Raw genomic sequence first — 24,846 nt, 5'->3', positions numbered from 1 at the left:
GTCTGTAGCCTCGCGATTCATCCGTCACACGATTCATCGCCGGGGGTGTCCATGTCCTTTTCCGCCAAGTTGCCGGTTGCCGTGGCTGCTGCAGCCGCTGTTGTTCTGCTGGCCGGTTGCCAGACCACCGACATGCAGATGGGCAGCGCCTCCGCCAAGACCATGGCCACCGGCAGCGCGGCCGGTGCCGCCACCGACAACGCCAGCACACAGCTGGAGCGCTGCGGCTCACCGCTGGGCACCGTCTCGCTGATCGAGAACCAGCAGGCCGGCTGGTACACCATCCTGCGCAACGAATACAAGCTGCCGCCGACCTCGAACTTGCTGCGCCTCCTGATCCAGCAGTCCAACTGCTTCGTCGTGGTGGAACGCGGTGCGGCCGGCATGAACGCCATGGGTCGTGAACGCGCGCTGATGCAGTCCGGCGAAATGCGCCAGGGCAGCAACTTCGGCGGTGGCCAGATGGTGGCCTCCGACTACGGCATGTCACCCGAGATCGTGTTCAGCAACAGCAATGCGGGCGGTGCCGGCGCGGCCCTGGGCGGCCTGGTGGGCGGGCGCTACAGCGGTGTGCTCTCGGCCGTGGGCGGCAGCATGCAGACCAAGGAGGCGGCCGCCATGCTGACCCTGATCGACAACCGCTCCGGCGTGCAGGTGGCGGCCTCCGAAGGCAGCGCCGCCAAGACCGACTTTGGCGCCTTTGGCGCGGCCTTCGGCGGCAGTGCGGCTGGCGGCGTGGGCGGCTACACCAACACCGCCCAGGGCAAGGTGATTGCCGCAGCCTTCATGGATGCCTACAACCAGATGGTTCGCTCGCTGCGCCAGTACAAGGCGCAGACGGTGCAGGGCCAGGGCTTGGGCGGTGGCGGCCGGCTTGGCGTGGACGGCGGCGCGGCGCCTTCGCAGACGTCCGCGCCAGGGGCCAAGCGCTCCACGGCGCCCAAGAAGTAGACGGCTTCAGACGTCGTTGGCGACGCGCACCACCAGCTTGCCGAAGTTGCGCCCTTCCAGCAGTCCAATGAAGGCAGATGGGGCATTTTCGAGGCCATCGACCTGATCTTCACGCAGCTTCATCTGGCCAGAAGCGACCCATTCGCCCATCTCCCGGCGGAATTGGTCGAAGCGTTCGCCATAGTGGTCCAGGATGATGAAGCCCTGCATGCGGATGCGCTTTTGCAGCACGGTGGCCGTCAGCAGCGGCAGGCGGTCCGGCCCGGGCGGCAGCGCTTCTTCGCTGTTGTAGTGCGCGATGAAGCCGCACACCGGCACCCGCGCGCCGATGTTCAAGAGCGGCAGCACGGCGTCGAACACGGCGCCGCCCACGTTCTCGAAATAGACGTCGATGCCTTGCGGGCAGGCTTCGGCCAAGTGCTCGGCCAGCCGCGGATCGCGCCGGTCCAGGCAGGCATCGAAGCCCAGTTCGTCCACCGCGTAGCGGCACTTGTCGGCGCCGCCGGCAATGCCGATCACGCGCGCACCCTTGAGTTTGGCGATCTGCCCCACCACCGAGCCGACGGCGCCGGTGGCGGCCGCCACCACCACGGTTTCGCCGAGCTTGGGCTGGCCGATGTCGAGCAGCCCCACGTAGGCGGTGAAGCCGGGCATGCCCAGTCCGCCCAGCGCCAGCGAGGGCTGCGCCTGCTCGCCCAAGGGCAGCAGATCCTGGCCGTCCGACAGCGCCCAGTCCTGCCAGCCGGCGTTGCCAAGCACCAGGTCGCCCGCGTGGAACTGCGAGTGTCTGGAGGCCACGACGCGGTTCACCGTGCCGCCCACCATGAGTTCGCCCACCGGTACCGGCGGCGCGTAGCCCGGCCCGACCTCGTCCATCAGGTTGCGCATGTAGGGGTCGAGCGAGAGGTAGAGCGTGCGCAGCAGCACCTGCCCCTCGCCCGGCGTCGGGATTTCGCCTTCTTCAAGACGGAAGTTCTGTGCCGTCGGTGCGCCCTGGGGGCGGCTGGCAAGGACAAAGCGGCGGTTCACGTTGGCATCTTTCGGCATGACTTCTCCTTTGAATTAGACCGGTCGTCTAGCAAACGGGCAAAAAAAGCAGGAACACAAATGGAAGCGCTCCCGCTTTAGGCGGACATGTGGGCCAGGCCCAGCAGCTGCCGCGTGCTGGTCATCACTGTGTTCAGCGGCGAATGGTCGCGGGTGATCTTGGCCAGCAGGCTGGCGCCCAGCCAGCTTTGATAGAGCGAAACGGCTTGCGCATCCGGCGTCGTCAGCGCGGCCGGCACCGAGCCGTCGGCGTGCCCCTGCTCGATGCAGCGCGCCAGGCGCAGGATGACGCCGCGACTGCCGCGGGCGAGCGCGGCGCGCATGCTTTCCGACAGGTCGCTCACCTCGGCGCCCAGCTTGACCACCAGGCAGCGGCTCTGGGCCTCGTCGCCGGTCTGCGAGTCGAGCCAGTCGTCGAAGAAGGCCATCAGGCGCGCTGCCGCGCTGCCGGGCGCCGCCAGCAGCGAATCCACGCGCGCCAGGTACTCGGTGAAATAGGCCTCCAGCACCGCCTCGCCAAAGGCTTCCTTGGAGCCGAAGTAGTGATAGAAGGAGCCCTTGGGCACCTGGGCGGCGGCGAGCAACTCGGCCAGGCCGACCGCCGTGAAGCCCTTGCGCAGGAACAGCGGATAAGCCACATCGAGGATGTGCTGGCGGACGTCGACGGGGGCGGCAACAGCGCTCATTGGACGGCACTCTAGCGCCGATTAGACCAGTCGTCTAGAGCATCATGGGGCGCGGGGCTACAGGCTGAAGATCTTGCCGGGGTTCATGATGTTCTTCGGGTCGAGCGCGCGCTTGATGGTGCGCATCATGTCGACCGCGCCCACGCCCGCCTCGTCCACCAGAAAGCCCATTTTGTGCAGGCCCACGCCATGCTCGCCGGTGCAGGTGCCTTCCAGCGCCAGCGCACGCGACACCAGGGCGTGATTGAGCTGCTCTGCCTTCACCCGTTCTTCAGGCGCGTTCGGATCCAGCAGGTAGCCGAAGTGGAAGTTGCCATCGCCCACGTGGCCCACCAGGAAGTAGGGAATGCCGCTGGCATCGGCTTCCTTCACCGAATCCAGCAGGCAATCGGCCAGCCGCGAGATCGGTACGCAGGTGTCGGTGGAAATCACCCGGCAGCCCGGGCGCGACTGCACGGCCGCGAAGTAGGCGTTGTGCCGCGCCGTCCACAGGCGCGTGCGCTCTTCCGGCGTGCTGGCCCACTCGAAGGCCTTGCCGCCATGATCGCTGGCAATCTCCTGCACCGTCTCGGCCTGCTCCTTCACGCCGGCCGGCGAGCCGTGGAACTCCATCAGGAGCATCGGCTCTTCGCGCAGGCCCAGCTTGGAATGGGCGTTGACCATGCGCACCGTGTGCTGGTCGATCAGCTCGACGCGGGCGATCGGCACGCCCAACTGGATGATCTGGATGGTGGTGCGCACCGCGTCCTCGATGCTCGGGAAGGAGCAGATGGCAGCCGACACCGCTTCGGGCAGCGGGTAGATGCGCAGGGTGATCTCGGTGATCACGCCCAGCGTGCCCTCGCTGCCCACGAACAGGCGCGTGAGGTCGTAGCCGGCCGCGGACTTCTTGGCGCGCGTGCCGGTGCGGATCACCTCGCCGCTGGCCGTCACCACTTCCAGCGCCAGCACGTTTTCGCGCATGGTGCCGTAGCGCACCGCGTTCGTGCCGCTGGCGCGGGTGGCGGTCATGCCGCCCAGCGAGGCATCGGCACCGGGGTCGATGGGGAAGAACAGGCCCGTGCTCTTGATCTCGTCGTTGAGCTGCTTGCGCGTGACGCCCGGCTGCACCGTGACGGTGAGGTCGTCCGCGTTGACAGACACCACCCGGTTCATGCGCGACACGTCGATGCTGATGCCGCCCTGCACCGCCAGCAGATGGCCTTCCAGCGAGGAGCCGACGCCGAAGGGGATGACGGGCACCGCGTGTTCGCTGGCCAGCTTGACCGCATCGGCCACGTCCTGCGTGCTTTCGGCAAAGACCACGGCTGCCGGCGGCGGCACGTCGAAGGAGGATTCGTCGCGGCCATGCTGGGCGCGCACCGCCATCGCGGTGGACAGCTGTTGGCCGAAGCGCGTCTTCAGCGCCTCGATCAGCACTTGCGGCACCTCGCGTTGATGGAACTCGGGCACCAGGTGCGTGACGGCGGTGGGGGCGTTCATGATGGGACGTGTCTCCGTGCAGCAGCGCTGCGAATCAGCGGGTCTTTCATTCTACGAACGGGCGCACCGGTCTGCAGGGGGCCAATCCCATGCCGCAATCCGGGGCTGGCGCATCTGATCGACTGGCGCTAGAATAGTTTAGGACTGAATCATTTAAACGCTAACCATCCGCCTGGCAGCGCCTCACGTCGCAGCCGGCAATCTGGAGACCCGATGAACATCGTCTGCATTGGCGGCGGTCCGGCCGGCCTGTACTTTGCCCTGCTGATGAAGCAGCAGAACCCCGCGCACCAGATCACCGTGGTGGAACGCAACCGGCCCTACGACACCTTCGGCTGGGGCGTGGTCTTCTCCGACCAGACGCTGGGCAACCTGCAGCTGGCCGATCCGGTGAGCGCGGGCCAGATCCTGGATGCCTTCAACCACTGGGACGACATCGAGGTCAACATCCGCGGTCAGAAGATGCGCTCGGGCGGTCACGGATTTTGCGGCATCGGCCGCAAGCGCCTGCTCAACATCCTGCAAAAGCGTTGCGAAGACGTGGGCGTGAAGCTGGTTTTCGAAACCGACGTGCAGGACGACACCGTGTACGCCGATGCCGACCTGGTCATCGCCAGCGATGGCCTCAACAGCCGCATCCGCGCCAAGTACGCGCAAACCTACCAGCCCGATATCGACTTGCGCGACTGCCGCTTCGTCTGGCTGGGCACCACCAAGCTGTTCGAGGCCTTCACCTTCGCCTTCGAAGAAACCGAGCATGGCTGGTTCCAGGCCCATGCCTACCGCTTCGACGACACCCACTCGACCTTCATCGTCGAGACGCCGCAAGCGGTGTGGGAACGCGCGGGCCTGGACAAGATGGAAAAGGAAGACGCCATCGCTTTTTGCGAGAAGCTCTTTGCCCGCTACCTGGACGGCCATCCGCTGATTTCAAACGCTTCGCATCTGCGCGGCTCGGCGCAATGGATCCGCTTTCCGCGCGTGGTGTGCAAGCGCTGGGTGCATCACAACGGCATCGCGCCGGTGGTGCTGATGGGCGACGCGGCGCACACGGCGCACTTCTCCATCGGCTCGGGCACCAAGCTGGCGCTCGAAGATTCGATCGAGCTGGCGCGCTGCATCGGCCGCGCCAAAGGCGACCTGGAAGGCGCCCTGCGCGACTACGAAGCGGTGCGCAGCATCGAAGTGCTGCGCATCCAGAACGCCGCGCGCAACTCCACCGAATGGTTCGAGCACGTGGACCGTTACGTCAACCTGCCGCCGGAGCAGTTTGCCTATTCGCTGCTGACGCGCAGCCAGCGCATCAGCCACGAGAACCTGCGCCTGCGCGACAAGACTTACGTCGAAGATTTCGAGGACTGGCTGGCCGAGCGCGCCGGCAAGCAGCGCGCCCGCACGCAGCAGGCGGTGCCGCCCATGTTCACGCCCTTCAAGGTGCGCGGCATCACCCTGAAGAATCGCGTCGTGGTTTCGCCCATGGCGCAGTACTCCTGCGAGGACGGCTTGCCGTCCGACTACCACCTGGTGCACCTGGGCGCGCGCGCCATGGGCGGCGCCGGCCTGGTGATGGCCGAGATGACCTGCACCTCGCCCGACGCCCGCATCACCCCCGGCTGCCCGGGCCTTTGGAACGAGGCGCAACGCGACGGCTGGAAGCGCATCGTCGACTTCGTGCATGCGCAGAGCGACGCCAAGATCGGCATCCAGCTGGGCCATGCCGGCGCCAAGGGTTCCACCCGCGTGGCCTGGGAAGGCATCGACCAGCCGCTGGAAGAGGGCAACTGGCCGCTCATCTCGGCCTCGCCGCAGCAGTACCTGGACGGCATCAGCGACTGGTCGCATGCCATGACGCGCGAGGACATGGTCCGTGTGCAGGCCGACTTCGTGCGCTCGACGAAGTGGGCCGTGGATGCGGGCTTCGACTGGCTCGAGCTGCACTGCGCGCACGGCTACCTGCTCTCGTCCTTCATCTCGCCGCTGACCAATCGCCGCACCGACGAATACGGCGGTTCGCTGGCCAATCGCCTGCGCTATCCGCTGGAGGTGTTCCACGCGGTGCGCGAGGCCTGGCCCCAGCATCTGCCGATGTCGGTGCGCATCTCGGCGCACGACTGGGTCGAAGGCGGCATCACGCCGAACGACGCCATCGAGATCGCGCGCGCCTTCAAGGCCGCGGGCGCCGACCTGATCGACTGCTCGTCGGGCCAGGTCAGCAAGAAGGAACAGCCGGTGTTCGGCCGCATGTTCCAGACGCCCTTTGCCGATCGGGTGCGCAACGAGGCCGGCATTGCCACCATCGCGGTCGGCGCGATCTCCGAGGCCGACCACGTCAACAGCATCATTGCGGCCGGCCGGGCCGACCTGTGCGCCGTCGCGCGCCCGCACCTGGCGAACCCGGCCTGGACCTTGATGGAATCGGCCAAGATCGGCTACCCGGACATCGGCTGGCCCAAGCAATACCGCGCGGCCAAGATGCAGCTGGAACGCAATCTCGAACGCGAGCGCGCCATCGCGGCGCAGGCAGCGGGCGGCTCGCCGCTGGAGCAGGCCAACCGCGCGCTCGGCGTCTGAGCACAGAGGAGAACAAGCAGTGAAACAGAACGATCCATCGCACGAACTCTTGAGCGAAGCCCAGGAGCTGGGCCACGAAGGCCGCGCCCACAGCGGCGACCATGCCGCGCTGAAGCTGTGGCTGCGCATGCTGGCCACCACCACCCAGATCGAGGCCGAGATCCGGCGCCGTCTGCGCGAGCAGTTCGACATCTCGCTGGCGCGCTTCGACTACATGGCGCAGCTGTACCGCCACAAGGACGGCATGAAGATGCGCGCGCTGTCCAAGTACCTGATGGTGACCGGCGGCAACATCACCGGCCTCACCGACGAGCTGGCGCGCGAAGGCCTGGTGGCGCGCGAAAGCAGCCCCACCGACCGCCGTGCCTGGATCGTGCGCCTCACGCCCAAGGGCCGGCGCCTGTTCGAGACCATGGCCGCAGAGCACGAGCAATGGATCCTCGAGCTCTTTTCCAGCATGGACGAGAAATCCGTGCATCAGGTTCACGCACACCTGGGCGAGCTGCGCGTTCGCCTCTTGCAACAAGACCAGGCTTCGCAGGACAAGGCATGAGCAACAGCAACGAAACGAGCACGACGCCGCGCGTGGACCCGCAGCTCGCGGCCGGCAACTTCAAGGCCGTCGCCGGCTACCAGCCCAGGCACTTCGCGCTGGCCGTGCAGGACAGCGTGGCGACCATCACCCTGAACCGGCCCGAGCGCAAGAACCCGCTGACTTTCGATTCGTATGCCGAGTTGCGCGATTTCTTCGCCGGCCAACTCAAGTACGCCACCGACATCCACGCCATCGTGATCCACGGCGCCGGTGACAACTTCTGTTCCGGTGGCGACGTGCACGAAATCATCGGCCCGCTGGTGCGCCTGAAGGCCCCCGAGCTGCTGGCCTTCACCCGCATGACGGGCGACCTGGTGAAAGCCATGCGCGCCTGTTCGCAGCCCATCATCGCGGCGGTGGACGGCGTGTGCGCCGGCGCCGGCGCCATCATGGCCATGGCCTCGGACCTGCGCGTGGGCACCGCGCGCAGCAAGACCGCCTTTCTCTTCAATCGCGTCGGCCTGGCCGGCTGCGACATGGGTGCCTGCGCCATCCTGCCGCGCATCATCGGCCAGGGCCGCGCCAGCGAGCTGCTCTACACCGGCCGTGCCTTCACCGGCGAAGAGGGCGAGCGCTGGGGCTTCTACAACCGCGTGGTCGCGCCCGAAGCGCTGCTGAGCGAGGCGCAGGCCTGGGCCGCCGACCTGGCGCAGGGCCCCACCTTTGCCAATGGCATCACCAAGACCATGCTGCATCAGGAATGGGCGATGACCATCGAGCAGGCCATCGAGGCCGAAGCGCAGGCGCAGGCCATCTGCATGCTGACCGAGGACTTCTCGCGCGCCTATCACGCCTTCGTGGCGAAGCAGAAGCCAAGCTTCGAGGGCAACTGAAATGAGCGACACCCAATACCTGGACTGGCCCTTCTTCGAGGAGCGCCACCGTACCCTGGCGCGCGAACTCGACGCCTGGGCCCACGAGAACGTCCCGCACGCACACGGCCCCGACGTCGATGCGCAATGCAAGTCGCTGGTGCGCGCGCTGGGGCAGGGCGGCTGGCTGAAGCACGCGGTGGGCGACCACATCGACACCCGCGCCATCTGCCTCATCCGCGAGACCTTGGCGCGCCATTCCGGCCTGGCCGATTTCGCCTTTGCGATGCAGGGCCTGGGCTCCGGCGCCATCAGTCTGGCCGGCACGCCCGAGCAGAAAGAGCACTACCTCACGCGCGTGGCACGCGGCGAAGCCATCAGCGCCTTCGCCTTGTCCGAACCGGAGGCCGGCTCCGACGTGGCGGCCATGGCGTGCAGCGCGCGGGTCGAGGGTAACGAGGTCGTGCTCGACGGCGAGAAGACCTGGATTTCCAACGGCGGCATTGCCGACTTCTACGTGGTCTTCGCCCGCAGCGGCGAGGCACCAGGTGCACGCGGCATCTCGGCCTTCATCGTGGAGGCTGGCACGCCCGGCTTCGAGATTGCCGAGCGCATCCACGTGATCGCGCCGCATCCGCTGGCGCGTCTTCGCTTCACCAACTGCCGCATTCCCTTGACGCAGCGCATCGGCGCGGCGGGCGAGGGCTTCAAGGTGGCGATGCGCACGCTCGACGTGTTCCGCACCTCGGTGGCTGCCGCATCGCTGGGCTTCGCGCGCTGCGCGCTCGACGCCGCCATGGAGCGTGCCACCACGCGCAAGATGTTCAACCAGACGCTGGCCGATTTCCAGCTGACGCAGGCCAAGCTGGCACAGATGGCGCTCAGCATCGATTCCTCGGCCCTGCTGGTGTATCGCGCCGCCTGGCAGCGCGACCAGGGCAAGAGCGTGACGCGCGAAGCCGCCATGGCCAAGCTGGCCGCCACCGAAGGCGCGCAGCAGGTGATCGACGCGGCCGTGCAGATGTTCGGCGGCCTGGGCGTGGTGAGCGAGCAGACGGTGGAGCGCCTGTATCGCGAGATCCGCGCGCTGCGCATCTACGAAGGCGCCAGCGAAGTGCAGCAACTCATCATCGCCCGCGAAATGCTGAAGGCCCACGCGGCCTGACCCAACCATCACAAGAAAGCAGGAGACCTTTCAATGTTGCAAGTGCTTCTTCCCGAAGGCTGGCCGCGCCCCAAGGGCTACGCCAATGGCGTGGCCGCGCGCGGCACGCAGGTGTTCATCGCCGGCATGATCGGCTGGGACGCCCAAGGCGTGTTCCACAGCGATGACTTTGCGCAGCAGACGCGCCTGGCGCTGCAGAACATCGTCGACGTGCTGCGTGAAGCCGGCGGCAAGCCCGAGCACATCGTGCGCATGACCTGGTATGTGACCGACAAGCGCGAGTACCTCGCGGCCGGGCGGGAAGTGGGCCAGGCCTTTCGCGAAATCATCGGCAGCTACAACGCGGCCATGACGGCCGTGGAAGTGAAGGCGCTGATCGAGGACCGGGCCAAGGTCGAGATCGAAGCCACTGCGGTCATCCCGGACTGAAGCCCCGAGCACAATCGGTCCATCGACAAAAGGAATCGAGATGGGCAACCGACTGACACAGATCGCCACCCGCACCGGCGACGACGGCACCACCGGCCTGGGCAACAACACGCGGGTTCCCAAGGACCACCTGCGGGTGCAGGCCATGGGCGATGTGGACGAGCTCAACTCGAACATCGGCGTGCTGCTGTGCGAGCCCATGCCCGAGGCGGTGCGAGAGCTGCTGGTGGAAGTGCAGCACCAACTGTTCAACCTGGGCGGCGAACTCTCGATGCCGGGCTACACCCTGCTGAAGGAAGAGGCGTTGCTGCAGCTGGACAACGCCCTGGCCGAGCACAACGCCGCGTTGCCGCGCCTGGCCGAGTTCATCTTGCCGGCCGGCACCCGCGCCGCCTCGCAGGCCCACGTGTGCCGCACCGTGGCGCGTCGCGCCGAACGCGCCGTGGTGTCGCTGGGCGCCGCCGAAAGCCTGAACCCCACGCCCCGCCAGTACCTCAACCGCCTCAGCGACCTGATGTTCGTGCTGGCCCGCGTGCTCAACCGCGTGGACGGCGGCGACGACGTGTATTGGAAGAGCGAGCGGCTGGCGCGCCAGCAGCAGGGCGACTAGTCCGCAGCCTCGTCGAAGGCCTGCTGCGCCGCCACCAGCTTGGGCGTATTGGCCTCCGCCCACTGATCCACCACCACCAGCGTCTTGCTGAGCGATCGGCCGAGCGCGGTGAGCTGGTATTCGACGTGCGGCGGCACGGTCTGGTAGTCGATGCGCTCCACAAGGCCGTTGCGCTGCAGTTCGCGCAGCGTTTGCGTCAGCATCTTCTGCGAGATGCCTTCGATCCTGCGCATGAACTCGCCATTGCGCACCGGGCCCGCATCCAGCAAGGGCACGATCAGCAAGGCCCATTTGCTGCCGATCAGCTCCAGCGCTACCCGCGAGGGGCAGCCTGCGCTGTAGACATCTCCACGTGAAGACTTGCGATTCATCTTGATGATAGGCACCAAAAGGTGCGTACTTGTCTAGCGGGAAGTGTAGCCACAGACTCCGACCATCTCAACGAAAAAGGAGCTGTACATGGCCTGGTTGATCCTGCTGGCCGCGGGGGTTGTCGAAATCGTGATGGCGGTTGCGCTGAAGGCGGCCGACGGCTGGAGCCGGCCGCTGCCCAGCGCGATCGGCGTCCTGGCTGCCCTGGCCTCGATCTTTCTGCTGACGCACGCCATGAAGGCGCTGCCCGCCGGCACCGCCTATGCGGTCTGGACCGGCATCGGCGCGGTCGGCGTGGCGCTGCTCGGCATGCTGGTCCATGGCGACAGCGCCTCGCCCGCGCGCCTGCTGTGCATGGGCCTGGTGATCGCCGGCGTGGTGGGTCTGCGCCTGGTCGAGGCTTGAAGCGGGGCGCAAAGAAAACATGAGCACCCAACTTCTTCACGTCATCGCGTCGCCCGGCGGCGAGGCCTCGCATTCCACGTCCACCGCCAACGAAGTGGTGGCCGCCTACCGGGAGCGCCACCCCGACCATGTGGTCGAGACGGTGAACGTCTGGGATCTGGACCTGCCCGCCTTCGACGCCACCATGATCGCCGCCAAGTTCGCCGTGCTGCGCACCCAGTCAGCGACCGAGGAGCAGAAGGCCCAGTGGGCGCGTGCCGTGGCGATCTCGCAGGCCTTCAATGCGGCGGAGCGCTATGTCTTCAGCCTGCCGATGTGGAACTACGGGATCCCTTATCGATTGAAGCACTACATCGACATCGTGACCTTGCCCGGGCAGAACTGGTCCTGGTCGCGGGCCGAGGGCTACCAGCCCCTGCTGCCCGGCAAACGCGCCGCATTGGTCTACTCCAGCGCGGGCGACTTCTCGCAGCAGCAGCACCCGACGGCATCGAGCGCTGCGTACGAGGATTTCCAGAAGCCTTTCATGCGCCAATGGTTGCGCTTCATCGGCGTCCAAGTGGTGGACGAGATCGCGGTGGCGCCGACCTTGACCGACGTTCAATTGCTCGCGCAAATCCGGCAGGCCGGGGTCCGCAAGGCCAGGGACGTGGCACTGCGGTTGTGAAGCAGCCGCAGCGGCGGCGGCGCATGCCACACTCGCCCCCCATGCGCCGCCTGCCCCTGCTCATCGTCCTCCTTCTCGTACTGACTGCCTGTGCCGCCATCGGCACCCGCGGCCAGTTCGACACGCTCTTCGGTCCGGCGCAGCCGACGCGCTTTGACGAGCCCCGGCCGCCGGCGGCCAACGACGTCTCCTATACCCAGACCATCCAGCCCATCCTGGACAAGCGCTGCGTGGTTTGCCATGCCTGCTACGACGCGCCCTGCCAGCTCAAGACCACCAGTTGGGAGGGCATCGCCCGTGGCGCCAGCAAGATGCGGGTGTACGACGCCGCCCGGCTGCTGTCGGCCGAGCCGTCGCGCCTCTATGTGGATGCGGACAAGGCCTCGCAATGGCGCGACAAGGATTTCTTCCCGATGCTCAATGAGCAGGCCGCGCAGACGCCCGAGGCCAACCGCACCGCCGGCCTGATGCACCGGCTGCTGGCACTGAAGCAGCAACACCCCTTGCCTGCCGGCGGCACGGCGCCGGCCGATCTGGATGTCTCCAACATCGACCGCGCCCAGACCTGCCCGGCCGGCCCGCAGATCGATGAATACGAGAAGCGCAATCCCCAAGGCGGCATGCCCTTTGGCTTGCCGGGCCTGCCCGGCGCAGAGCACCAGACGCTGAGCCGCTGGCTCGAGCAGGGTGCACCCGCGGAGGCAGAGCGCCCGCCCTCGGCCCTGGCGCTGCAGCGGGTGGTGCAATGGGAACGCTTATTCAACGGCGATTCGCGCAAGGAGCAGCTCTTTGCGCGCTACGCCTACGAGCACCTGTTCCTCGCGCACCTGTATTTCGACGACGACGACAGCAAGGAGCGCCGCTACTTCAAGCTGCTGCGCTCCAGCACGCCGCCCGGCCAGCCGGTGGCCGAGATCGCGGCACGCCGACCGGTGGACGACCCCGGCGTGGCCCGCGTGTACTACCGCCTGGTGCCCGAGCGCGAGAGCATCGTCGCCAAGACGCACATGCCCTATTCGCTGAGCGCGGCACGCATGGCGCGCTGGCGTTCGCTGTTCCTGGCGCCGGCCTACACGGTGGACCGGCTGCCCGGCTACAGCGCCGAGGCCGCCGCCAATCCCTTCAAGACCTTCCAGCAGCTGCCGGTGGCCGCGCGCTATGCCTTCATGCTGGACGAGGCCGAGTTCACCATCATGGGTTTCATCAAGGGCCCCGTGTGCCGTGGCCAGATGGCGCTGGACGTGATCGACGACCGTTTCTGGGTCTTCTTCCAGGACCCCTCCAACGCCAACGACGAGGCCTTGGCGAGCCTGCTGGCCGGCGAGTCCGACATGCTGCGCCTGCCCACCGGAAGCAGCAACGTCGGCGTGCTGGCCCCCTGGCTGCGCTATGCCGAGCGGGAGAAGGCCTATCTGGAAACCAAGTCCCAGGCGCTGGCGCGCGGCGTCAATGCCGGCGCGAAGTTGGATCTGTCCATGCTCTGGGATGGCGAGGGGCGCAATCCGAACGCGGCGCTCACGGTGCTGCGCCACTTCGACAGCGCGACGGTGGTCAAGGGCCTGGTGGGCGAGCAGCCGCCGAAAACCGCCTGGGTGATCGGCTACCCGCTGCTGGAGCGCATCCACTACCTGCTGGTGGCGCTCTACGACGTCTACGGCAATGTCGGCCACCAGCTCAATTCGCGCCTGTACATGGACTTCATGCGCATGGAAGGCGAGTTCAATTTTCTGATCTTCCTGCCGCAGGCGCAGCGCGAGACGGTGCGCGACGGCTGGTATCGCGGCGACAGCGAGAGTACGCGCCAGCAGGTCTACGGCGGCCCGGCCCGGCTGGATGCAGACACCAGCATCCGCTACCGCACGGCCGATGCCAAGACCGAACTGCTGGGCCTCTTGCAGCGGCGCATGGCACCGCTGGCCGGCGCGCAGTTCCCGGGCCTGCAGCACGAGCGCGATGCGGCGCTGCGTGGCCAGCTTCAGCGCCTGGCCGCCGTGCGCGGCGCCTCGCTGTCGTGGGCCAACGAGAGCAGCGTGCTGGCGGTCGAAGCACCGGGCCAGCCCACCCGCTGGTTCAGCCTGCTGCGCGACACCGGCCACAACTCGATCTCTTACTTCCTGCGCGAGAAGGCGCAGCTGCGCCCGGACGAGAACACGCTGACGGTGGTGCCGGGCGTGCTGGGCAGCTACCCCAATGCCTTCTACCGGGTGCAGGCGCGCGAGCTGCCGGCCTTCACCGAGGCGCTGGGCCGCCTCGCCTCGGAGACCGACTACGCCGCCTTTTCCGAGCGCTTCGCGGTGCGTCGCACCGATCCCGGCTTCTGGGCTTTCAGCGATGCGCTGCACACGGCCTACGCACGCGAGCAGCCACTGGCCGCCGGGATCCTGGACTACAACCGGCTGGAGAACCGCTAGCTAAGATGGGTGCAGGCCACATCCATCGAGACGACTCTCCAATGACGACGACCCAATCCACCCGTCTCCCGCGCCTTGCCTGCGCGCTGCTCCTGTCGTTGACACTGGGCGGCGCTGCCATGGCACAGCAGAACTCATCATCTGGCCAACAGGCGGCCCCTCGCTACGGCAAGGTCGGCGACAGCATCCAGCGCGCCGAAAACTCCGCCGGGCGCGGCGTGGCGAACGCCGACGCCGCCACCCGCCGCGGCATCAACAAGGGATCGGAAGCGGCCAGCCGGCCGGTGCGCAACCTGGGCGATTCGCTGGGCCGCAAGCTGGGCCTGGGGCCGGCGCGCTCGGGTCCGCCGGCCAAGGGCCCGCAGTCCGAAGCGCCCTGACGGCGGCCCTTCTTCCTGGCGCGGCGCGGCTGCGCCGCGGCCGACCGACTACTTCCCGCCCTGCTTCAGCAGCTTCTTGACGTCGTCGACGTTGGTGGCGATGCGCTCGCGCACGATCTCGAAGGCCTCGGCTTGCGATTTGGCCGCCATGTCGGCCAGCTCGCGGATGTCGTCCAGTGCCTGCTTGAAGGCGTCGCGGCCCATCTTGTCGAGCTTGGCGATGCCTTCCTTCGGATCGCCGCCGGGCAGCGACTTCACCGTGCCCTGCCAGGCGGTGATCGAATCGCGCAGCATCTCGGTCTGGCGCTTCACCACGGACTGCAGCCCCTGGTAGGACTTCTGGTTGGCCTTGATCAGCGCCTCCAGGTCCTTGCGGCCGCTGGAGGCGATGGTGCTGGCTGCGCCCGAAAGGTTGAGGTTCTGCAGGCGCGCGCCCACGTCCTTGAGCGGCTGGGTAAAGGCCTTTTGCATGTCCTCCACCGGGTTGGCGGTGCGTGCTGTGCTGCTGCCGGCGCTGCTCTTGCTGGCGGTTGCGCCAGCCGCGCTGCGCTTCTTGGCCGCCGGTGCGCGCTTGCGCGCGCTCGTCTTGGTGCTCGTTGCCATTGCATGTCCCCTTTGCTTTGTGGTTGAAAGGTAGGCGGACGCAACGATACGCCTCCGAGAGCGTTTCGTGAACGCCCGCGTGGCGGACAAGAGCAGATTTTTCTAAGGCCGCGCCGGCATGCCTTCCGGCAGTTCGATCTTGACCTCGAGCACTTCCAGGTCATCCTGCTTTTCCAGGTGCACCTTGATGTCCTCGGACTTGATCGACACGTACTTGGTGATCACCGCCAACAGTTCGCGCTGCAAGTCGGCCAGGTAGTCGGGGCGGCGCGTGTGCAGGCCCGAGCGCTCGTGCGCCAGGATGATCTGCAGCCGCTCCTTGGCCACGCTGGCCGTCTTCTTCTTCTCGCCGAGCAGGAAAGAGAGAAAGGACATGCCTCTTACCTCCCGCCGAAGAAGCGCTTGAAGAGGCTGGGCTTCTGCGCATCGACAAAGCGCATGGGCTTGTCGTCGCCCAGGAAGCGGTCCACCACGTCGCGGTAGGCCTGCGCCACGTCGGTGTCCTTGTCGTGGATCGCCGGGATGCCCTGGTTGGAGGCCTGCAGCACCGATTCCGACTCGGGAATCACGCCGATCAGCTTGATGCGCAGGATGTCCTGGATGTCCTCCAGCGACAGCATCTGCCCGCCGGCCACCCGGTTCGGGTTGTAGCGAGTGATGAGCAGGTGCTCCTTGATCGGGTCGCCGCCTTCCTTGGCCCGCTTGGTCTTGCTGCTGAGCATGCCCAGGATGCGGTCCGAGTCGCGCACCGACGAGACTTCGGGGTTGGTCACGATCAGCGCCTCGTCGGCGAAATGCATGGCCATCATGGCGCCGGTCTCGATGCCGGCCGGCGAGTCGCACACGATGTAGTCGAAGTCCTGATCGGCCAGGTCCTTGAGGATTTTCTCGACGCCATCTTCCGTCAGCGCCTCCTTGTCGCGCGTCTGCGAGGCGGCCAGCACGAACAGGTTGTCGCACTGCTTGTCCTTGATCAGGGCCTGCTTCAGGTTGGCCTCGCCCTGGATCACGTTGATGAGGTCATACACCACGCGCCGCTCGCAGCCCATGATGAGGTCCAGGTTGCGCAGGCCGACGTCGAAGTCGATCACCGCCGTTTTCTTGCCGGCCAGCGCCAGGCCCGAAGCGAAGCTCGCGCTCGACGTCGTCTTGCCGACGCCGCCCTTGCCCGAGGTCACCACCACAATCTTGGCCATTCGTCTAAGTCCTCTTTGTTGATTCGGTTGGATACATGAGTGTTCAAGCGATCGGCTCGAACACGAGTTTTTGGTCGTCGAGCCAGACCTGTGCGGGCTTGCCGTGTACGTCGGCGGGCAGCGCCACTTCCGAGGTGCGGTAGATGCCGGCAATGGCCACCAGCTGCGCTTCCATGCAGGTGCTGAAGATGCGCGCCTCGGTGTTGCCCCGCGCCCCGGCAATCGCCTTGCCGCGCAGTGGCGCGTACACATGCACGTGGCCGTCGGCGATCACCTCGGCGCCGAAATTCACGATGTCCAGCACGATCACGTCGCCGCCGCGGGCATAGATCTGCTGGCCCGAGCGCAGCGGCCGGTCGATGACGAGGGTGCCGCTGGCCGGCACCGGCAGCTCGCGCACGATCTGCGGTGCCGGGCTGGGCGCCGGGGCCGCAGATCGTGGCGGGGGCGGCGCCACCGGCATGGCGGCAATCGACAGGCCGGCGGCGCGCGCGGCCGCGTTCTGCGCCTCGCTGCCGCCGCGCACCGCGATGGGCTGCGTCTGGTGGCGCGCCAGCAGCTGTCGCAGGCGATCGAAGTCCAGCCCGGCCGGCGCGCTCTGCTCGTCGCCGTTGGCTTCTTCTTCCAGCTGCGAGAGGTCGATCACCACCGGCTCCTGCTCGAAGAAGTCGGGCGAGTCGGCCAACTGGGCATCCAGCGCCTCGGCCAGGAGGTCGAGGTCGGCGGTCTTGAGAATCACCGCGATCAGCGGCAGCGTCGCGCTCTTGAACTCGAAAACTGCTCGGGTGCGCGCGGCGGAAGCATCTGCCATGTCAAACGTAGGTACGAAAAGCGTCCGAGTCTAACGGCGGTACGTGGCCTGATTGGCGCGCTCACGCCACATCCGGCGCTCCAGCGGCCGCCTTTTGCATGTTGTTGCATCGGGCGGCCGCCCCGTGAGTTCGCTATGCGGAACGGCGGTGGCCCAACAGGGCATACAGCAGGATGGCGCCGAAGGTGGCGGTGCCGATGCCCGACAGCGCCAGCCCGCCGAACTTGAGGGTGAAGTCGCCGGTGCCCAGGATCAGGGTGACGGCCGCCACGATCAAGTTCGAGTTGTCGCTGAAGTCGACCCGGTTGTCGACCCAGATCTTGGCGCCGGCCATGGCGATCAGGCCGAACACCACGATGCTCACGCCGCCCATCACCGCCAGCGGAATGGCCTGGATCACGGCGCCGAACTTGGGGCTGCAGCCCAGCACGATGGCGATCAAGGCCGCCACCACGAACATGGCGGTGGAGTAGATCTTGCTGGCCGCCATCACGCCGATGTTCTCGGCATACGTGGTGACGCCGGTGCCGCCGGCCGCGCCGCTGACCATGGTGGCCAGGCCGTCGCCGATGAAGGCGCGGCCTATGTAGGGGTTCATGTCGGTGCCGGTCATGGCGCCCACCGCCTTCAGGTGGCCCAGGTTCTCGGCCACCAGGATCACCGCCACTGGGGCGATGAGCAGCATGGCGTCGGTCTTGAACACCGGCGCCACGAAATTCGGCAGGCCGAACCAGGGCGCCGCGACGATGGCCGACACATCGATCGGCTTGCCCAGCCCCAGGCCGTTGGTGAGCACCGCGTAGACGACGCTGGCCACGATCAGGCCCACCAGGATCAGAAGGCGCTGCACCATGCCGCGCGTGTACACCGCCACCAGACCGACCGATACGAAAGTGACGAGCTGCATCCAGGTGTCGAAGCCGGTGGGCGCCATGTTCTTGATCGGCACCTGCGCCAGGTTCAGGCCGATCACTGCCACCACCGCGCCGGTGACCACCGGCGGCATCAGCCGCTCGATCCAGTGGGTGGCCGCGCCTTCCTCGATCTCGTCCACCTCCACCCCGGCCATCGGTTGCGACACGCGGTGCTGCTGCCGGTTGGTGGCCGCCACGATGGCGCCGATGATCGCGTACAGCGCGCCACAGGCAATGATGCCGCCCAGCGCCACGCCCAGGTTGGCATTGGGCCCCTTGCCGGCATAGCCGGTGGCGGCGATCACCACGCCGATGAAGGCAAAGCTGGACCCCAGGTAGCTGGGCACGCGGCCGCCGGTCACGACGAAGAAGATGAGGGTGCCGATGCCGCTCATCAGGATCGCCAGGTTGGGATCGAAGCCCATCAGGAGCGGCGCCAGCACGGTGGCGCCGAACATGGCGATCACGTGCTGCACGCCCAGCACCGTGGTTTGCGGCCAGGGCAGGCGCTCGGTGGGGGCCACCACCTGGCCCGTCGCGGGCTTCACCAGATCCCAGTCAAAGAGGCGCGAGTCGTTCATCTTCCTGTCCTTTTCTTGTCGGTTGTGTAGGAATCGAAGCCCAGCGGGCGCGGCTATTTTCGTGGCAGCAGCATCGCCATCGTCAAACGCGACACGCAAGTGAGCTCGCCAGCCTCGTTGGTGAGGTCAATCTGCCACACCTGGGTGGTCTTGCCGCGATGCACCGGCCGCGCCGTGCCGGTGACCCAGCCGCTGGTCGCGCCGCGCAGGTGGTTGGCGTTGATGTCCAGGCCCACGCAGCGATGGCCTTCCGGCGAACTGAAGTACGCACCGCTGGAACCCGGGGTCTCGGCCAGCACCACCGACACGCCGCCATGCAGCAGGCGGTAGGGCTGGACGGTGCGGCTGTCAACCGGCACGCGGCCACGCAGGTAGTCGTCGCCGATTTCGGTGAACTCGATGCCCAGGTGGGCGACGGCGGTGTCCACGCCGCTTTGCGCCAGGAGGTCGAGGGAAATCGGTTTCAGCCAGATGGACATGATGGGAAGGCTCCAGGGAATTTGGGGGGAAAAGGGGCGGCGAGACTATAGCCACGACCACCGTCGCAAGAGCGGCGCCAAGGCCTACAGCGACGCAGGCTAAGGCAGGCCTAAGCTCCTTGCATGTCGCACGCACGACGCATGCTTTTGGCGCTGGCCGGCCTGCTGACCGCGGGCCTGATCGTCTTGCTGGGGCTGGCCTGGAATTGGCTGCCTTCGCAGGAGGAGGTGGCTGTGCGCATCACGGACGAGTTTCGAGACCGCACCGGTGTCCAGGTCGACCTGGCGCACGTGCGCTGGTCGCTGTGGCCCCAGCCCACCCTGGTGATCGAGAACGCCATCACGCGCCAGGCCAGCCCCATCGTCGCGCGCCGCATCCGCATGCAGGCCTCCTGGTCCTCGGTGCTGCGCCGCCAGCCCCGGCTGCAGGAAGTGCAACTGGACGGCGCCGTGGTGCCGCATGTCTCGCTGCGCCAGTTTCGCGACAACGGCCGCGACCAGGACGATGCGGACCATGCCGGCTACTGGCCGCCGGGCGGCCTGCAGCTGCGCTTTCGCGACCTGACGTGGATCAATCGGCGCGGCATCGAGCTCGACTACGAAGGCACGATGGCCCTGGACTCGGATGGCTTGCCCAGTGATGTCCGCATCGCCCGCTCCGGCAGCCACCCGCCGACACAGCTGCGCATCAAGCGCGAAGGCGCAGAGGATCGCTGGCGCGTGCTGATCGACGTGCCCGGCGGCAGCCTGAACGGGCAAGCCCAGCTGGCGCGCGGGCCGGCCGGGCGCCAGCGGGTCACGGCCCAGCTGGAGCCGAAGGACGTCGACGTGGAGGCCCTGCTGGCCGTCTTCAAGCGCCACAGCGTGGTGGCCGGCCGTGCCAACGGCAACACCACCCTGAGCGCCGAAGGCGACACGCCCGTCAGCCTGGTGCGCAGCCTGCACACCAACACGCACTTTCTGCTGAGGCCAGCGCGCCTGACGCGCTTCGACCTGGTGAAGGTGGTGCGCAGCGCCGGCGCCAACGACCGCGGCCAGACCGTGCTGGACGAGCTCAGCGGCGTGCTGGATACGCAGAACACCGGCAACGGCGTCCAGTTTCGCTACACCGCGCTGGCGGCGCGCTCCGGTCTGCTCAGCGCCAGCGGCAACGTGCGCGTGTTTCGCCAACAACTCGAGGGCGAGTTCGCCGTCGACCTGGTGGACGGCGTGGTGGGCATTCCGCTCAAGATGTCGGGCACCGTCGAGGAGCCCCGGCTGGCGATGACTGGCGGGGCCCTGGCCGGCGCCGCCGTCGGCACCGCGGTATTGCCAGGCGTGGGCACAGCCATCGGCGCGCGCGTCGGCGGGCAGGTCGAGCGTCTGCTGGAAGAGGAGCCCGCCAAGCCACCCGGAGAATCCCCGGCGGCGCCGGCGAAGCCGCGGCGTTAGGCTTGGTGGATGAGCCCCACCGCGAACATTCCCCAGATCCGCCTCTACCAGGACTGGCTGCGCGACACGCGCGGCCTGGCGTTCGACACCTACGACGCGCTGTGGCGCTGGTCGGTCAGCGATCTCGATGCCTTCTGGCAGAGCATCTGGGACTACATGGGCATGCACTCGCCCACGCCGCACAGCGCGGTTCTGGCCGATGCCCGCATGCCGGGCGCCAGCTGGTTCCCCGGCGCCCAGGTGAACTACGCGCGCGAGGTGCTGCGCCACGTGGATGCGGCCCATGCCGCAGGCCTGCCGGCCATCATCAGCGACAACGAGCTGGGCCAGGTGCGCGAACTCTCCTGGCCCGAGCTCGCGCGCCAGGTGGCGGCGTTGGCGCTGCGCCTGCGTGCGCTGGGCGTTGGGCGCGGCGACCGGGTCGCGGCCTATATGCCCAACGTGCCCGAGACCATGATCGCCTTCCTGGCCTGCTCCAGCATCGGCGCGGTGTGGAGCGTGTGCGCGCCTGACATGGGCACCGCCGCCGTGCTCGACCGCTTCCGCCAGATCGAGCCCAAGCTCCTGATTGCCGTGGACGGCGTGCACTACGGCGGCAAGCCGCTGGACCGCAGCGGCGTGGTGCAGGAACTGCGCGCGGGCCTGCCCAGCGTGCAGCAGCTCGTGCTGCTGGGCACGCCCTTCGCGGCGCAGGCGCTGGCGAACGCAGTGGATTTCAAAGAGGCCGTGCGGCGCGACGACGACGCGGTGCGCAGCTTCGAGCCCGAGTGGCTGCCCTTCGATCATCCGATCTGGATCGTCTATTCCAGCGGCACCACCGGCCTGCCCAAGCCGATCGTGCACGGCCAGGGCGGCATCCTGCTCACCATGTCCGCCTGTGCGCTGCACTACGACTTCGGCGCCAGCTACAAGCCGAACAACTTCGGCGAGCGCTTTCACTGGTACAGCTCCACCGGCTGGGTCATGTGGAACGCGCAGATGTCGGGGCTGACCCTGGGCACCACCATCGTGCTGTACGACGGCAACCCGGCCGGCAGCAAGGAGCGGCCCGACTGGTCGGTGCTGTGGCGCTTCGTGGCACGGCACGGCGTCACCTTCTTCGGCGCCGGCGCGGCCTATTTTTCCAACTGCATGAAGGCCGGCCTCAGCGCCGCCGATTGCGGCGACCTGTCGCGCGTGCGGGCGCTGGGCAGCACCGGCTCGCCGCTGGCCGAGGACGTGCAGCGCTGGGGGTCTGCACTCGTCCGAGCGGCGCGTCCGAGCGCAGCGCCGGGCCGCCCCAAGCAAGCGAGCGCCCCCTCGGGGGGCAGCGAGGACACGCCAGTGCCGAGCGTGGGGGCTGATGTCTGGTGGTGCAATATTTCCGGGGGAACAGACTTCTGCGGCGCCTTCATCGGCGGCAACCGCGAGCTGCCCGAGGTGCCCGGCCAGATGCAATGCCGGCTGCTGGGCGCCAGCGTCGAAGCCTGGAACGAGCAGGGCCAGCCGGTGGTCGGCGAGGTCGGCGAGCTGGTGTGCACCCGGCCCATTCCCTCCATGCCGCTCTACTTCTGGGGCGACACGGGCAACGCGCGCTACCTGTCGAGCTACTTCGATGCCTACCCCGGCGTCTGGCGCCATGGCGACTGGCTGAAGGTGGGCAAGGACGGCGGCTGCATCATCTACGGCCGCAGTGACGCCACCATCAATCGCCAGGGCCTGCGCATGGGCACCAGCGAGATCTACAGCGCCGTCGAGGGACTGCCCGAGGTGCTCGATTCGATGGTGGTCGATCTGGAATACCTGGGCCGCGCCAGCTACATGCCGCTGTTCGTGGTGCTGCGCGGCGGCGTGGCGCTGGACGAGGCGATGCGCGCGAAGATCAACAACGCCATCAAGACCCAGCTGTCGCCGCGCTTCGTGCCCGACGACATCTTCCAGGTGGCGGAGATTCCGCGCACCCTGTCGGGCAAGAAGCAGGAGCTGCCCATCAAGAAGCTGCTCCTGGGCCAGCCGTTGGAACGGGTGGTCAACCGCGAGGCGATGGCCAATCCGGGCTGCCTCGACTGGTACGTCCAGCTGGCGCAGCGCCGGGCCGCTGCGGTCAAGACATGAAGCGCAGCCGGTGCCGATACGCACCGGGCCGCGCTGAAGGCAGCTTTCCCTCGGGGCTCATTGCCCCGCGGTCGGGCTGGTGGTGTTCATCGCGGTGCTGCGCGACTTGGCACTTTCGATGCGGCTCAGCTCGGCCATGAACTCGGGCCCGTTGCGCATGCGGGTGTAGTCGGCCATACGCTGGGCATAACCGGGCTCCATGTAGGCGTTGTCGCCATAGCCGCCCAGGCCGGCGCGCAGCCACAGGTTGCGGTCGGCGGCCACGGTGGCGCGGTCCACGGCGCCGGGGCCGGCGTCGGCCGGGCCCACGCGCAGCTCCTGCGGCGCCCTGGAGGGCGATGCGAAGTAACCAGCCGTCACTTCGGCGCGGCTTTGGCTGCTGGTGAAGGCGATGGGGGGGCCGACCCATTGTTCGGCCGGGACGGTTTGCGCCGAGACCACTGCGGAAGCGAAAGCCGACAGCGTCATCGCGGCAATGCCCAGAACTTGCTTGCGGTTCATGATCGAGAATCTCCTGTTGCCAATGTGGGCCGCGGAAATCGCGCCATCACGGGATGCACTGTCCTCCTGGCGGTGCGATCCGGCAGTGCGCTTTCGCACACTTTTTTTGCGACCTGGGCGCAAGCGGCCGCGCCCGGCGTCAAGGGGCCAAGCCGTGTCGTCGCAGCTTCGATCCAGCCTCGCCTTGCAGGGCGTTCAGCTCCTCGACGGGTTGCCGCCCGCGCGCCTGGAGGCGCTGGCGCAGGTCTGCCGCTGGCGCACCCTGCCGGCGGGGCGCTTGCTGGTGCAGCGCGCGGAGCGCGAAAGCGACGTGCACTTCGTCATCTCCGGCGAGCTGCGCGTCACCATCTTTGCCTTGAATGGGCGCCAGCTCACCTTCCGTGAAGTGGGGGCCGGCGGCCAGTTCGGCGAGCTGGCGGCCATCGACGGCGAGCCGCGCTCGGCCGATGTGCTCACCTTGCGCCCCAGCGTGGTCGCGAGCCTGCGCGCGGCCGACTTCCTGGCCCTGATGCGCGAGGAGCCGGTGGTCAACGAACGCGTGCTGCGCGGCCTGTGCCATCTGGTGCGGGAGGTTTCCGAGCGGGTGATCGAGCTGAGCACCCTGGGCGTGCAGAACCGCGTGCACGCCGAGCTGCTGCGCTTGGCGCGCGAGGCCGGTTGCCAGGACAACAAGGCGCGCCTCGATCCCGCGCCCACGCACTCGGACATGGCCAGCCGCATCAGCACCAGCCGCGAGCAGGTGACGCGCGAGCTCAATGCCCTGCAGGCGCGCGGCCTGCTGGCCAAGGAGGGGCGGGCGCTGCTGCTGCACGACGTGGATCAGCTGGCGCGCATGGTGTCCGAGCTGCGCGGCGCGCCGGCTCAACCCGCCGCGTCGTGAAAGATGATGCCCAGCGTCTGGCGCCTGCCCATGCGCACGCGGCTCACGCCGTGGCGCATGGTCACGCGGTAGCTACCGCGCGTGCCGCTCACTGGCCGCTGGTTGACGGCAAAGATCACCGCCTCGCCTTGGGCCAGCGGCACCACTTCGGCGCGTGACTGCATGCGCGGCCGCTGCTCGGTCAGCACGAACTCGCCGCCGCTGAAATCATCGCCCGGGCGGCTCAGCAGCACGGTGAGCTGCAACGGAAACTGCAGCTCGCCATAGAGGTCCTGGTGCAGGCAGTTGTAGTCGCCTTCGCCGTAGCGCAGCAGGAGCGGGGTCGGGCGCAACTGGCCCGCCGCATGGCAGCGTTTCAGGTAGTCGGCGTGCTTGCGCGGGTAGTCGGCCGGCTGCCCCATGGCCGCCGCCCAGGCGTTGGCCAGTGGCGCCAGCCGTTCGTACAGCGCGCCGCGCCAGTTGGCAACCAGGGGCGGCAGCGGGTAGGCAAAGTATTTGTATTCGCCCTGGCCGAAGCCATGCCGCTGCATCACGACGCGGCTGCGAAAGGGCGCGTCGTGGTCGTACAGGGCGGCGAGTGCGGCGCACTCGGACGGCGTGAACAGCGCGCCGGTGCCGGCGCAGCCGCGGGATGCGAGATCGGCTTCGATGTCGGGCCAGGGGAGGGAGGCAACGCGTTCGTCGATGGTGGTGGAAGGCATGGGCCAGTGTGGCGCGCCGTTCCGGCGGCCGCACGCCGGATCCGGACATCGTTTTCGATCGGCTGGAACCCT

The 24,846-nt window shown here is 67.7% G+C and carries 26 protein-coding genes; 14 read left to right on the top strand and 12 right to left on the bottom strand.

Annotation, left to right across the window (positions count from 1 at the left end; genetic code table 11):
- Positions 1–51 precede the first annotated feature (51 nt).
- Complete coding sequence (locus ACIPRI_RS06405) at positions 52–951, top strand: CsgG/HfaB family protein (protein WP_446620584.1); 900 nt, start codon at positions 52–54, stop codon at positions 949–951.
- A gap of 6 nt (positions 952–957) precedes the next feature.
- On the opposite strand, the gene ACIPRI_RS06400 is transcribed toward ACIPRI_RS06405, so the two are convergent.
- From ACIPRI_RS06400 to ACIPRI_RS06390, 3 genes are all read right to left on the bottom strand, one after another.
- The gene (locus tag ACIPRI_RS06400; RefSeq protein WP_446620583.1) at positions 958–1,998 is read right to left on the bottom strand and encodes an NADP-dependent oxidoreductase; all 1,041 of its coding nucleotides are present in this window, start codon (positions 1,996–1,998) and stop codon (positions 958–960) included.
- 77 nt (positions 1,999–2,075) lie between these two features.
- Complete coding sequence (locus ACIPRI_RS06395) at positions 2,076–2,684, bottom strand: TetR/AcrR family transcriptional regulator (protein ID WP_446620582.1); 609 nt, start codon at positions 2,682–2,684, stop codon at positions 2,076–2,078.
- A gap of 57 nt (positions 2,685–2,741) precedes the next feature.
- The gene (locus tag ACIPRI_RS06390; protein ID WP_446620581.1) at positions 2,742–4,166 is read right to left on the bottom strand and encodes an FAD-binding oxidoreductase; all 1,425 of its coding nucleotides are present in this window, start codon (positions 4,164–4,166) and stop codon (positions 2,742–2,744) included.
- Between the two features lie 213 nt (positions 4,167–4,379).
- On the opposite strand from ACIPRI_RS06390, the gene ACIPRI_RS06385 reads away from it, so the two are divergent.
- The 6 genes from ACIPRI_RS06385 to ACIPRI_RS06360 are packed head-to-tail and all read left to right on the top strand — an operon-like array spanning position 4,380 to position 10,348.
- On the top strand, positions 4,380–6,737 hold the full coding sequence (locus ACIPRI_RS06385) for a bifunctional salicylyl-CoA 5-hydroxylase/oxidoreductase (RefSeq protein WP_446620580.1): 2,358 nt from the start codon (positions 4,380–4,382) through the stop codon (positions 6,735–6,737).
- A gap of 19 nt (positions 6,738–6,756) precedes the next feature.
- Positions 6,757–7,290, top strand: a complete 534-nt coding sequence (locus tag ACIPRI_RS06380) for a MarR family winged helix-turn-helix transcriptional regulator (RefSeq protein ID WP_446620579.1) — start codon at positions 6,757–6,759, stop codon at positions 7,288–7,290.
- Positions 7,287–8,165, top strand: a complete 879-nt coding sequence (locus tag ACIPRI_RS06375; RefSeq protein WP_446620578.1) for an enoyl-CoA hydratase family protein — start codon at positions 7,287–7,289, stop codon at positions 8,163–8,165. Before ACIPRI_RS06380 ends, ACIPRI_RS06375 begins: the two co-directional genes overlap by 4 nt.
- A 1-nt stretch (position 8,166) precedes the next feature.
- Positions 8,167–9,309 carry an acyl-CoA dehydrogenase family protein gene (locus ACIPRI_RS06370; RefSeq protein ID WP_446620577.1) on the top strand — a complete coding sequence of 381 codons (1,143 nt, stop codon included), beginning with the start codon at positions 8,167–8,169 and terminating at the stop codon, positions 9,307–9,309.
- A gap of 36 nt (positions 9,310–9,345) precedes the next feature.
- Positions 9,346–9,738 carry a RidA family protein gene (locus ACIPRI_RS06365; protein ID WP_446621059.1) on the top strand — a complete coding sequence of 131 codons (393 nt, stop codon included), beginning with the start codon at positions 9,346–9,348 and terminating at the stop codon, positions 9,736–9,738.
- 40 nt (positions 9,739–9,778) lie between these two features.
- The gene (locus ACIPRI_RS06360) at positions 9,779–10,348 is read left to right on the top strand and encodes a cob(I)yrinic acid a,c-diamide adenosyltransferase (protein WP_446620576.1); all 570 of its coding nucleotides are present in this window, start codon (positions 9,779–9,781) and stop codon (positions 10,346–10,348) included.
- Here ACIPRI_RS06360 and ACIPRI_RS06355 read toward each other — a convergent pair.
- Positions 10,345–10,719 carry a winged helix-turn-helix transcriptional regulator gene (locus tag ACIPRI_RS06355; protein ID WP_446620575.1) on the bottom strand — a complete coding sequence of 125 codons (375 nt, stop codon included), beginning with the start codon at positions 10,717–10,719 and terminating at the stop codon, positions 10,345–10,347. The genes ACIPRI_RS06360 and ACIPRI_RS06355 overlap by 4 nt on opposite strands.
- Before the next feature lie 88 nt (positions 10,720–10,807).
- Here ACIPRI_RS06355 and ACIPRI_RS06350 point away from each other — a divergent pair, with 88 nt between their 5' ends.
- The 4 genes from ACIPRI_RS06350 to ACIPRI_RS06335 are packed head-to-tail and all read left to right on the top strand — an operon-like array spanning position 10,808 to position 14,583.
- Entirely contained in the window at positions 10,808–11,125 is a 318-nt protein-coding gene (locus ACIPRI_RS06350) for a DMT family transporter (RefSeq protein WP_446620574.1), read from the top strand.
- Between the two features lie 19 nt (positions 11,126–11,144).
- Positions 11,145–11,792, top strand: a complete 648-nt coding sequence (locus ACIPRI_RS06345) for an FMN-dependent NADH-azoreductase (protein ID WP_446620573.1) — start codon at positions 11,145–11,147, stop codon at positions 11,790–11,792.
- A gap of 41 nt (positions 11,793–11,833) precedes the next feature.
- A complete protein-coding gene (locus ACIPRI_RS06340; protein WP_446620572.1) occupies positions 11,834–14,203 on the top strand; it encodes a fatty acid cis/trans isomerase in 2,370 nt (789 codons plus the stop codon).
- A 41-nt stretch (positions 14,204–14,244) separates the two neighbouring features.
- On the top strand, positions 14,245–14,583 hold the full coding sequence (locus tag ACIPRI_RS06335) for a hypothetical protein (protein WP_446620571.1): 339 nt from the start codon (positions 14,245–14,247) through the stop codon (positions 14,581–14,583).
- Positions 14,584–14,631: 48 nt separating this feature from the next.
- On the opposite strand, the gene phaP is transcribed toward ACIPRI_RS06335, so the two are convergent.
- The 6 genes from phaP to ACIPRI_RS06305 form a co-directional block, all read right to left on the bottom strand.
- Positions 14,632–15,186 carry a TIGR01841 family phasin gene (gene phaP, locus ACIPRI_RS06330; RefSeq protein ID WP_446620570.1) on the bottom strand — a complete coding sequence of 185 codons (555 nt, stop codon included), beginning with the start codon at positions 15,184–15,186 and terminating at the stop codon, positions 14,632–14,634.
- Between the two features lie 102 nt (positions 15,187–15,288).
- Positions 15,289–15,561 carry a cell division topological specificity factor MinE gene (gene minE, locus ACIPRI_RS06325; RefSeq protein WP_446620569.1) on the bottom strand — a complete coding sequence of 91 codons (273 nt, stop codon included), beginning with the start codon at positions 15,559–15,561 and terminating at the stop codon, positions 15,289–15,291.
- Between the two features lie 5 nt (positions 15,562–15,566).
- Positions 15,567–16,382 carry a septum site-determining protein MinD gene (gene minD / locus ACIPRI_RS06320; RefSeq protein ID WP_446620568.1) on the bottom strand — a complete coding sequence of 272 codons (816 nt, stop codon included), beginning with the start codon at positions 16,380–16,382 and terminating at the stop codon, positions 15,567–15,569.
- A gap of 43 nt (positions 16,383–16,425) precedes the next feature.
- Positions 16,426–17,193 (bottom strand): septum site-determining protein MinC, encoded by a 768-nt coding sequence (minC, locus tag ACIPRI_RS06315; protein WP_446620567.1) that lies wholly within the window; start codon positions 17,191–17,193, stop codon positions 16,426–16,428.
- A gap of 133 nt (positions 17,194–17,326) precedes the next feature.
- Entirely contained in the window at positions 17,327–18,688 is a 1,362-nt protein-coding gene (locus ACIPRI_RS06310; protein WP_446620566.1) for a solute carrier family 23 protein, read from the bottom strand.
- 53 nt (positions 18,689–18,741) lie between these two features.
- Complete coding sequence (locus ACIPRI_RS06305) at positions 18,742–19,167, bottom strand: hotdog fold thioesterase (RefSeq protein ID WP_446620565.1); 426 nt, start codon at positions 19,165–19,167, stop codon at positions 18,742–18,744.
- A gap of 123 nt (positions 19,168–19,290) precedes the next feature.
- Between ACIPRI_RS06305 and ACIPRI_RS06300 the strand changes: the two genes are divergently transcribed.
- Positions 19,291–20,598 carry a hypothetical protein gene (locus ACIPRI_RS06300; RefSeq protein ID WP_446620564.1) on the top strand — a complete coding sequence of 436 codons (1,308 nt, stop codon included), beginning with the start codon at positions 19,291–19,293 and terminating at the stop codon, positions 20,596–20,598.
- A 9-nt stretch (positions 20,599–20,607) separates the two neighbouring features.
- Positions 20,608–22,692, top strand: coding sequence for an acetoacetate--CoA ligase (locus tag ACIPRI_RS06295; protein WP_446620563.1), 2,085 nt, complete (start codon positions 20,608–20,610; stop codon positions 22,690–22,692).
- A gap of 57 nt (positions 22,693–22,749) precedes the next feature.
- Here ACIPRI_RS06295 and ACIPRI_RS06290 read toward each other — a convergent pair whose 3' ends face one another.
- A complete protein-coding gene (locus ACIPRI_RS06290) occupies positions 22,750–23,193 on the bottom strand; it encodes a hypothetical protein (RefSeq protein WP_446620562.1) in 444 nt (147 codons plus the stop codon).
- Between the two features lie 154 nt (positions 23,194–23,347).
- On the opposite strand from ACIPRI_RS06290, the gene ACIPRI_RS06285 reads away from it, so the two are divergent.
- Positions 23,348–24,073, top strand: coding sequence for a Crp/Fnr family transcriptional regulator (locus ACIPRI_RS06285; RefSeq protein WP_446620561.1), 726 nt, complete (start codon positions 23,348–23,350; stop codon positions 24,071–24,073).
- On the opposite strand, the gene ACIPRI_RS06280 is transcribed toward ACIPRI_RS06285, so the two are convergent.
- A complete protein-coding gene (locus ACIPRI_RS06280) occupies positions 24,055–24,774 on the bottom strand; it encodes a 2OG-Fe(II) oxygenase (RefSeq protein ID WP_446620560.1) in 720 nt (239 codons plus the stop codon). The two genes, ACIPRI_RS06285 and ACIPRI_RS06280, sit on opposite strands and share 19 nt — an antisense overlap.
- Between the last annotated feature and the right edge of the window lie 72 nt (positions 24,775–24,846).

This window comes from Variovorax sp. LARHSF232, from assembly GCF_052871435.1.
The sequence above is the reverse complement of the archived record's forward strand: the minus strand, read 5'-3'. Positions and strand labels throughout refer to the sequence as shown.

What these genes read in the sequence shown, in the direction of transcription:
- ACIPRI_RS06405 (WP_446620584.1), top strand. Translation starts at nt 52, where the DNA reads ATGTCCTTTTCCGCCAAGTTGCCGGTTGCCGTGGCTGCTGCAGCCGCT.
- ACIPRI_RS06400 (WP_446620583.1), bottom strand. Translation starts at nt 1,998, where the DNA reads ATGCCGAAAGATGCCAACGTGAACCGCCGCTTTGTCCTTGCCAGCCGC.
- ACIPRI_RS06395 (WP_446620582.1), bottom strand. Translation starts at nt 2,684, where the DNA reads ATGAGCGCTGTTGCCGCCCCCGTCGACGTCCGCCAGCACATCCTCGAT.
- ACIPRI_RS06390 (WP_446620581.1), bottom strand. Translation starts at nt 4,166, where the DNA reads ATGAACGCCCCCACCGCCGTCACGCACCTGGTGCCCGAGTTCCATCAA.
- ACIPRI_RS06385 (WP_446620580.1), top strand. Translation starts at nt 4,380, where the DNA reads ATGAACATCGTCTGCATTGGCGGCGGTCCGGCCGGCCTGTACTTTGCC.
- ACIPRI_RS06375 (WP_446620578.1), top strand. Translation starts at nt 7,287, where the DNA reads ATGAGCAACAGCAACGAAACGAGCACGACGCCGCGCGTGGACCCGCAG.
- ACIPRI_RS06370 (WP_446620577.1), top strand. Translation starts at nt 8,167, where the DNA reads ATGAGCGACACCCAATACCTGGACTGGCCCTTCTTCGAGGAGCGCCAC.
- ACIPRI_RS06360 (WP_446620576.1), top strand. Translation starts at nt 9,779, where the DNA reads ATGGGCAACCGACTGACACAGATCGCCACCCGCACCGGCGACGACGGC.
- ACIPRI_RS06355 (WP_446620575.1), bottom strand. Translation starts at nt 10,719, where the DNA reads ATGAATCGCAAGTCTTCACGTGGAGATGTCTACAGCGCAGGCTGCCCC.
- ACIPRI_RS06350 (WP_446620574.1), top strand. Translation starts at nt 10,808, where the DNA reads ATGGCCTGGTTGATCCTGCTGGCCGCGGGGGTTGTCGAAATCGTGATG.
- ACIPRI_RS06345 (WP_446620573.1), top strand. Translation starts at nt 11,145, where the DNA reads ATGAGCACCCAACTTCTTCACGTCATCGCGTCGCCCGGCGGCGAGGCC.
- ACIPRI_RS06340 (WP_446620572.1), top strand. Translation starts at nt 11,834, where the DNA reads ATGCGCCGCCTGCCCCTGCTCATCGTCCTCCTTCTCGTACTGACTGCC.
- ACIPRI_RS06335 (WP_446620571.1), top strand. Translation starts at nt 14,245, where the DNA reads ATGACGACGACCCAATCCACCCGTCTCCCGCGCCTTGCCTGCGCGCTG.
- phaP (WP_446620570.1), bottom strand. Translation starts at nt 15,186, where the DNA reads ATGGCAACGAGCACCAAGACGAGCGCGCGCAAGCGCGCACCGGCGGCC.
- minE (WP_446620569.1), bottom strand. Translation starts at nt 15,561, where the DNA reads ATGTCCTTTCTCTCTTTCCTGCTCGGCGAGAAGAAGAAGACGGCCAGC.
- minD (WP_446620568.1), bottom strand. Translation starts at nt 16,382, where the DNA reads ATGGCCAAGATTGTGGTGGTGACCTCGGGCAAGGGCGGCGTCGGCAAG.
- minC (WP_446620567.1), bottom strand. Translation starts at nt 17,193, where the DNA reads ATGGCAGATGCTTCCGCCGCGCGCACCCGAGCAGTTTTCGAGTTCAAG.
- ACIPRI_RS06310 (WP_446620566.1), bottom strand. Translation starts at nt 18,688, where the DNA reads ATGAACGACTCGCGCCTCTTTGACTGGGATCTGGTGAAGCCCGCGACG.
- ACIPRI_RS06305 (WP_446620565.1), bottom strand. Translation starts at nt 19,167, where the DNA reads ATGTCCATCTGGCTGAAACCGATTTCCCTCGACCTCCTGGCGCAAAGC.
- ACIPRI_RS06300 (WP_446620564.1), top strand. Translation starts at nt 19,291, where the DNA reads ATGTCGCACGCACGACGCATGCTTTTGGCGCTGGCCGGCCTGCTGACC.
- ACIPRI_RS06295 (WP_446620563.1), top strand. Translation starts at nt 20,608, where the DNA reads ATGAGCCCCACCGCGAACATTCCCCAGATCCGCCTCTACCAGGACTGG.
- ACIPRI_RS06290 (WP_446620562.1), bottom strand. Translation starts at nt 23,193, where the DNA reads ATGAACCGCAAGCAAGTTCTGGGCATTGCCGCGATGACGCTGTCGGCT.
- ACIPRI_RS06280 (WP_446620560.1), bottom strand. Translation starts at nt 24,774, where the DNA reads ATGCCTTCCACCACCATCGACGAACGCGTTGCCTCCCTCCCCTGGCCC.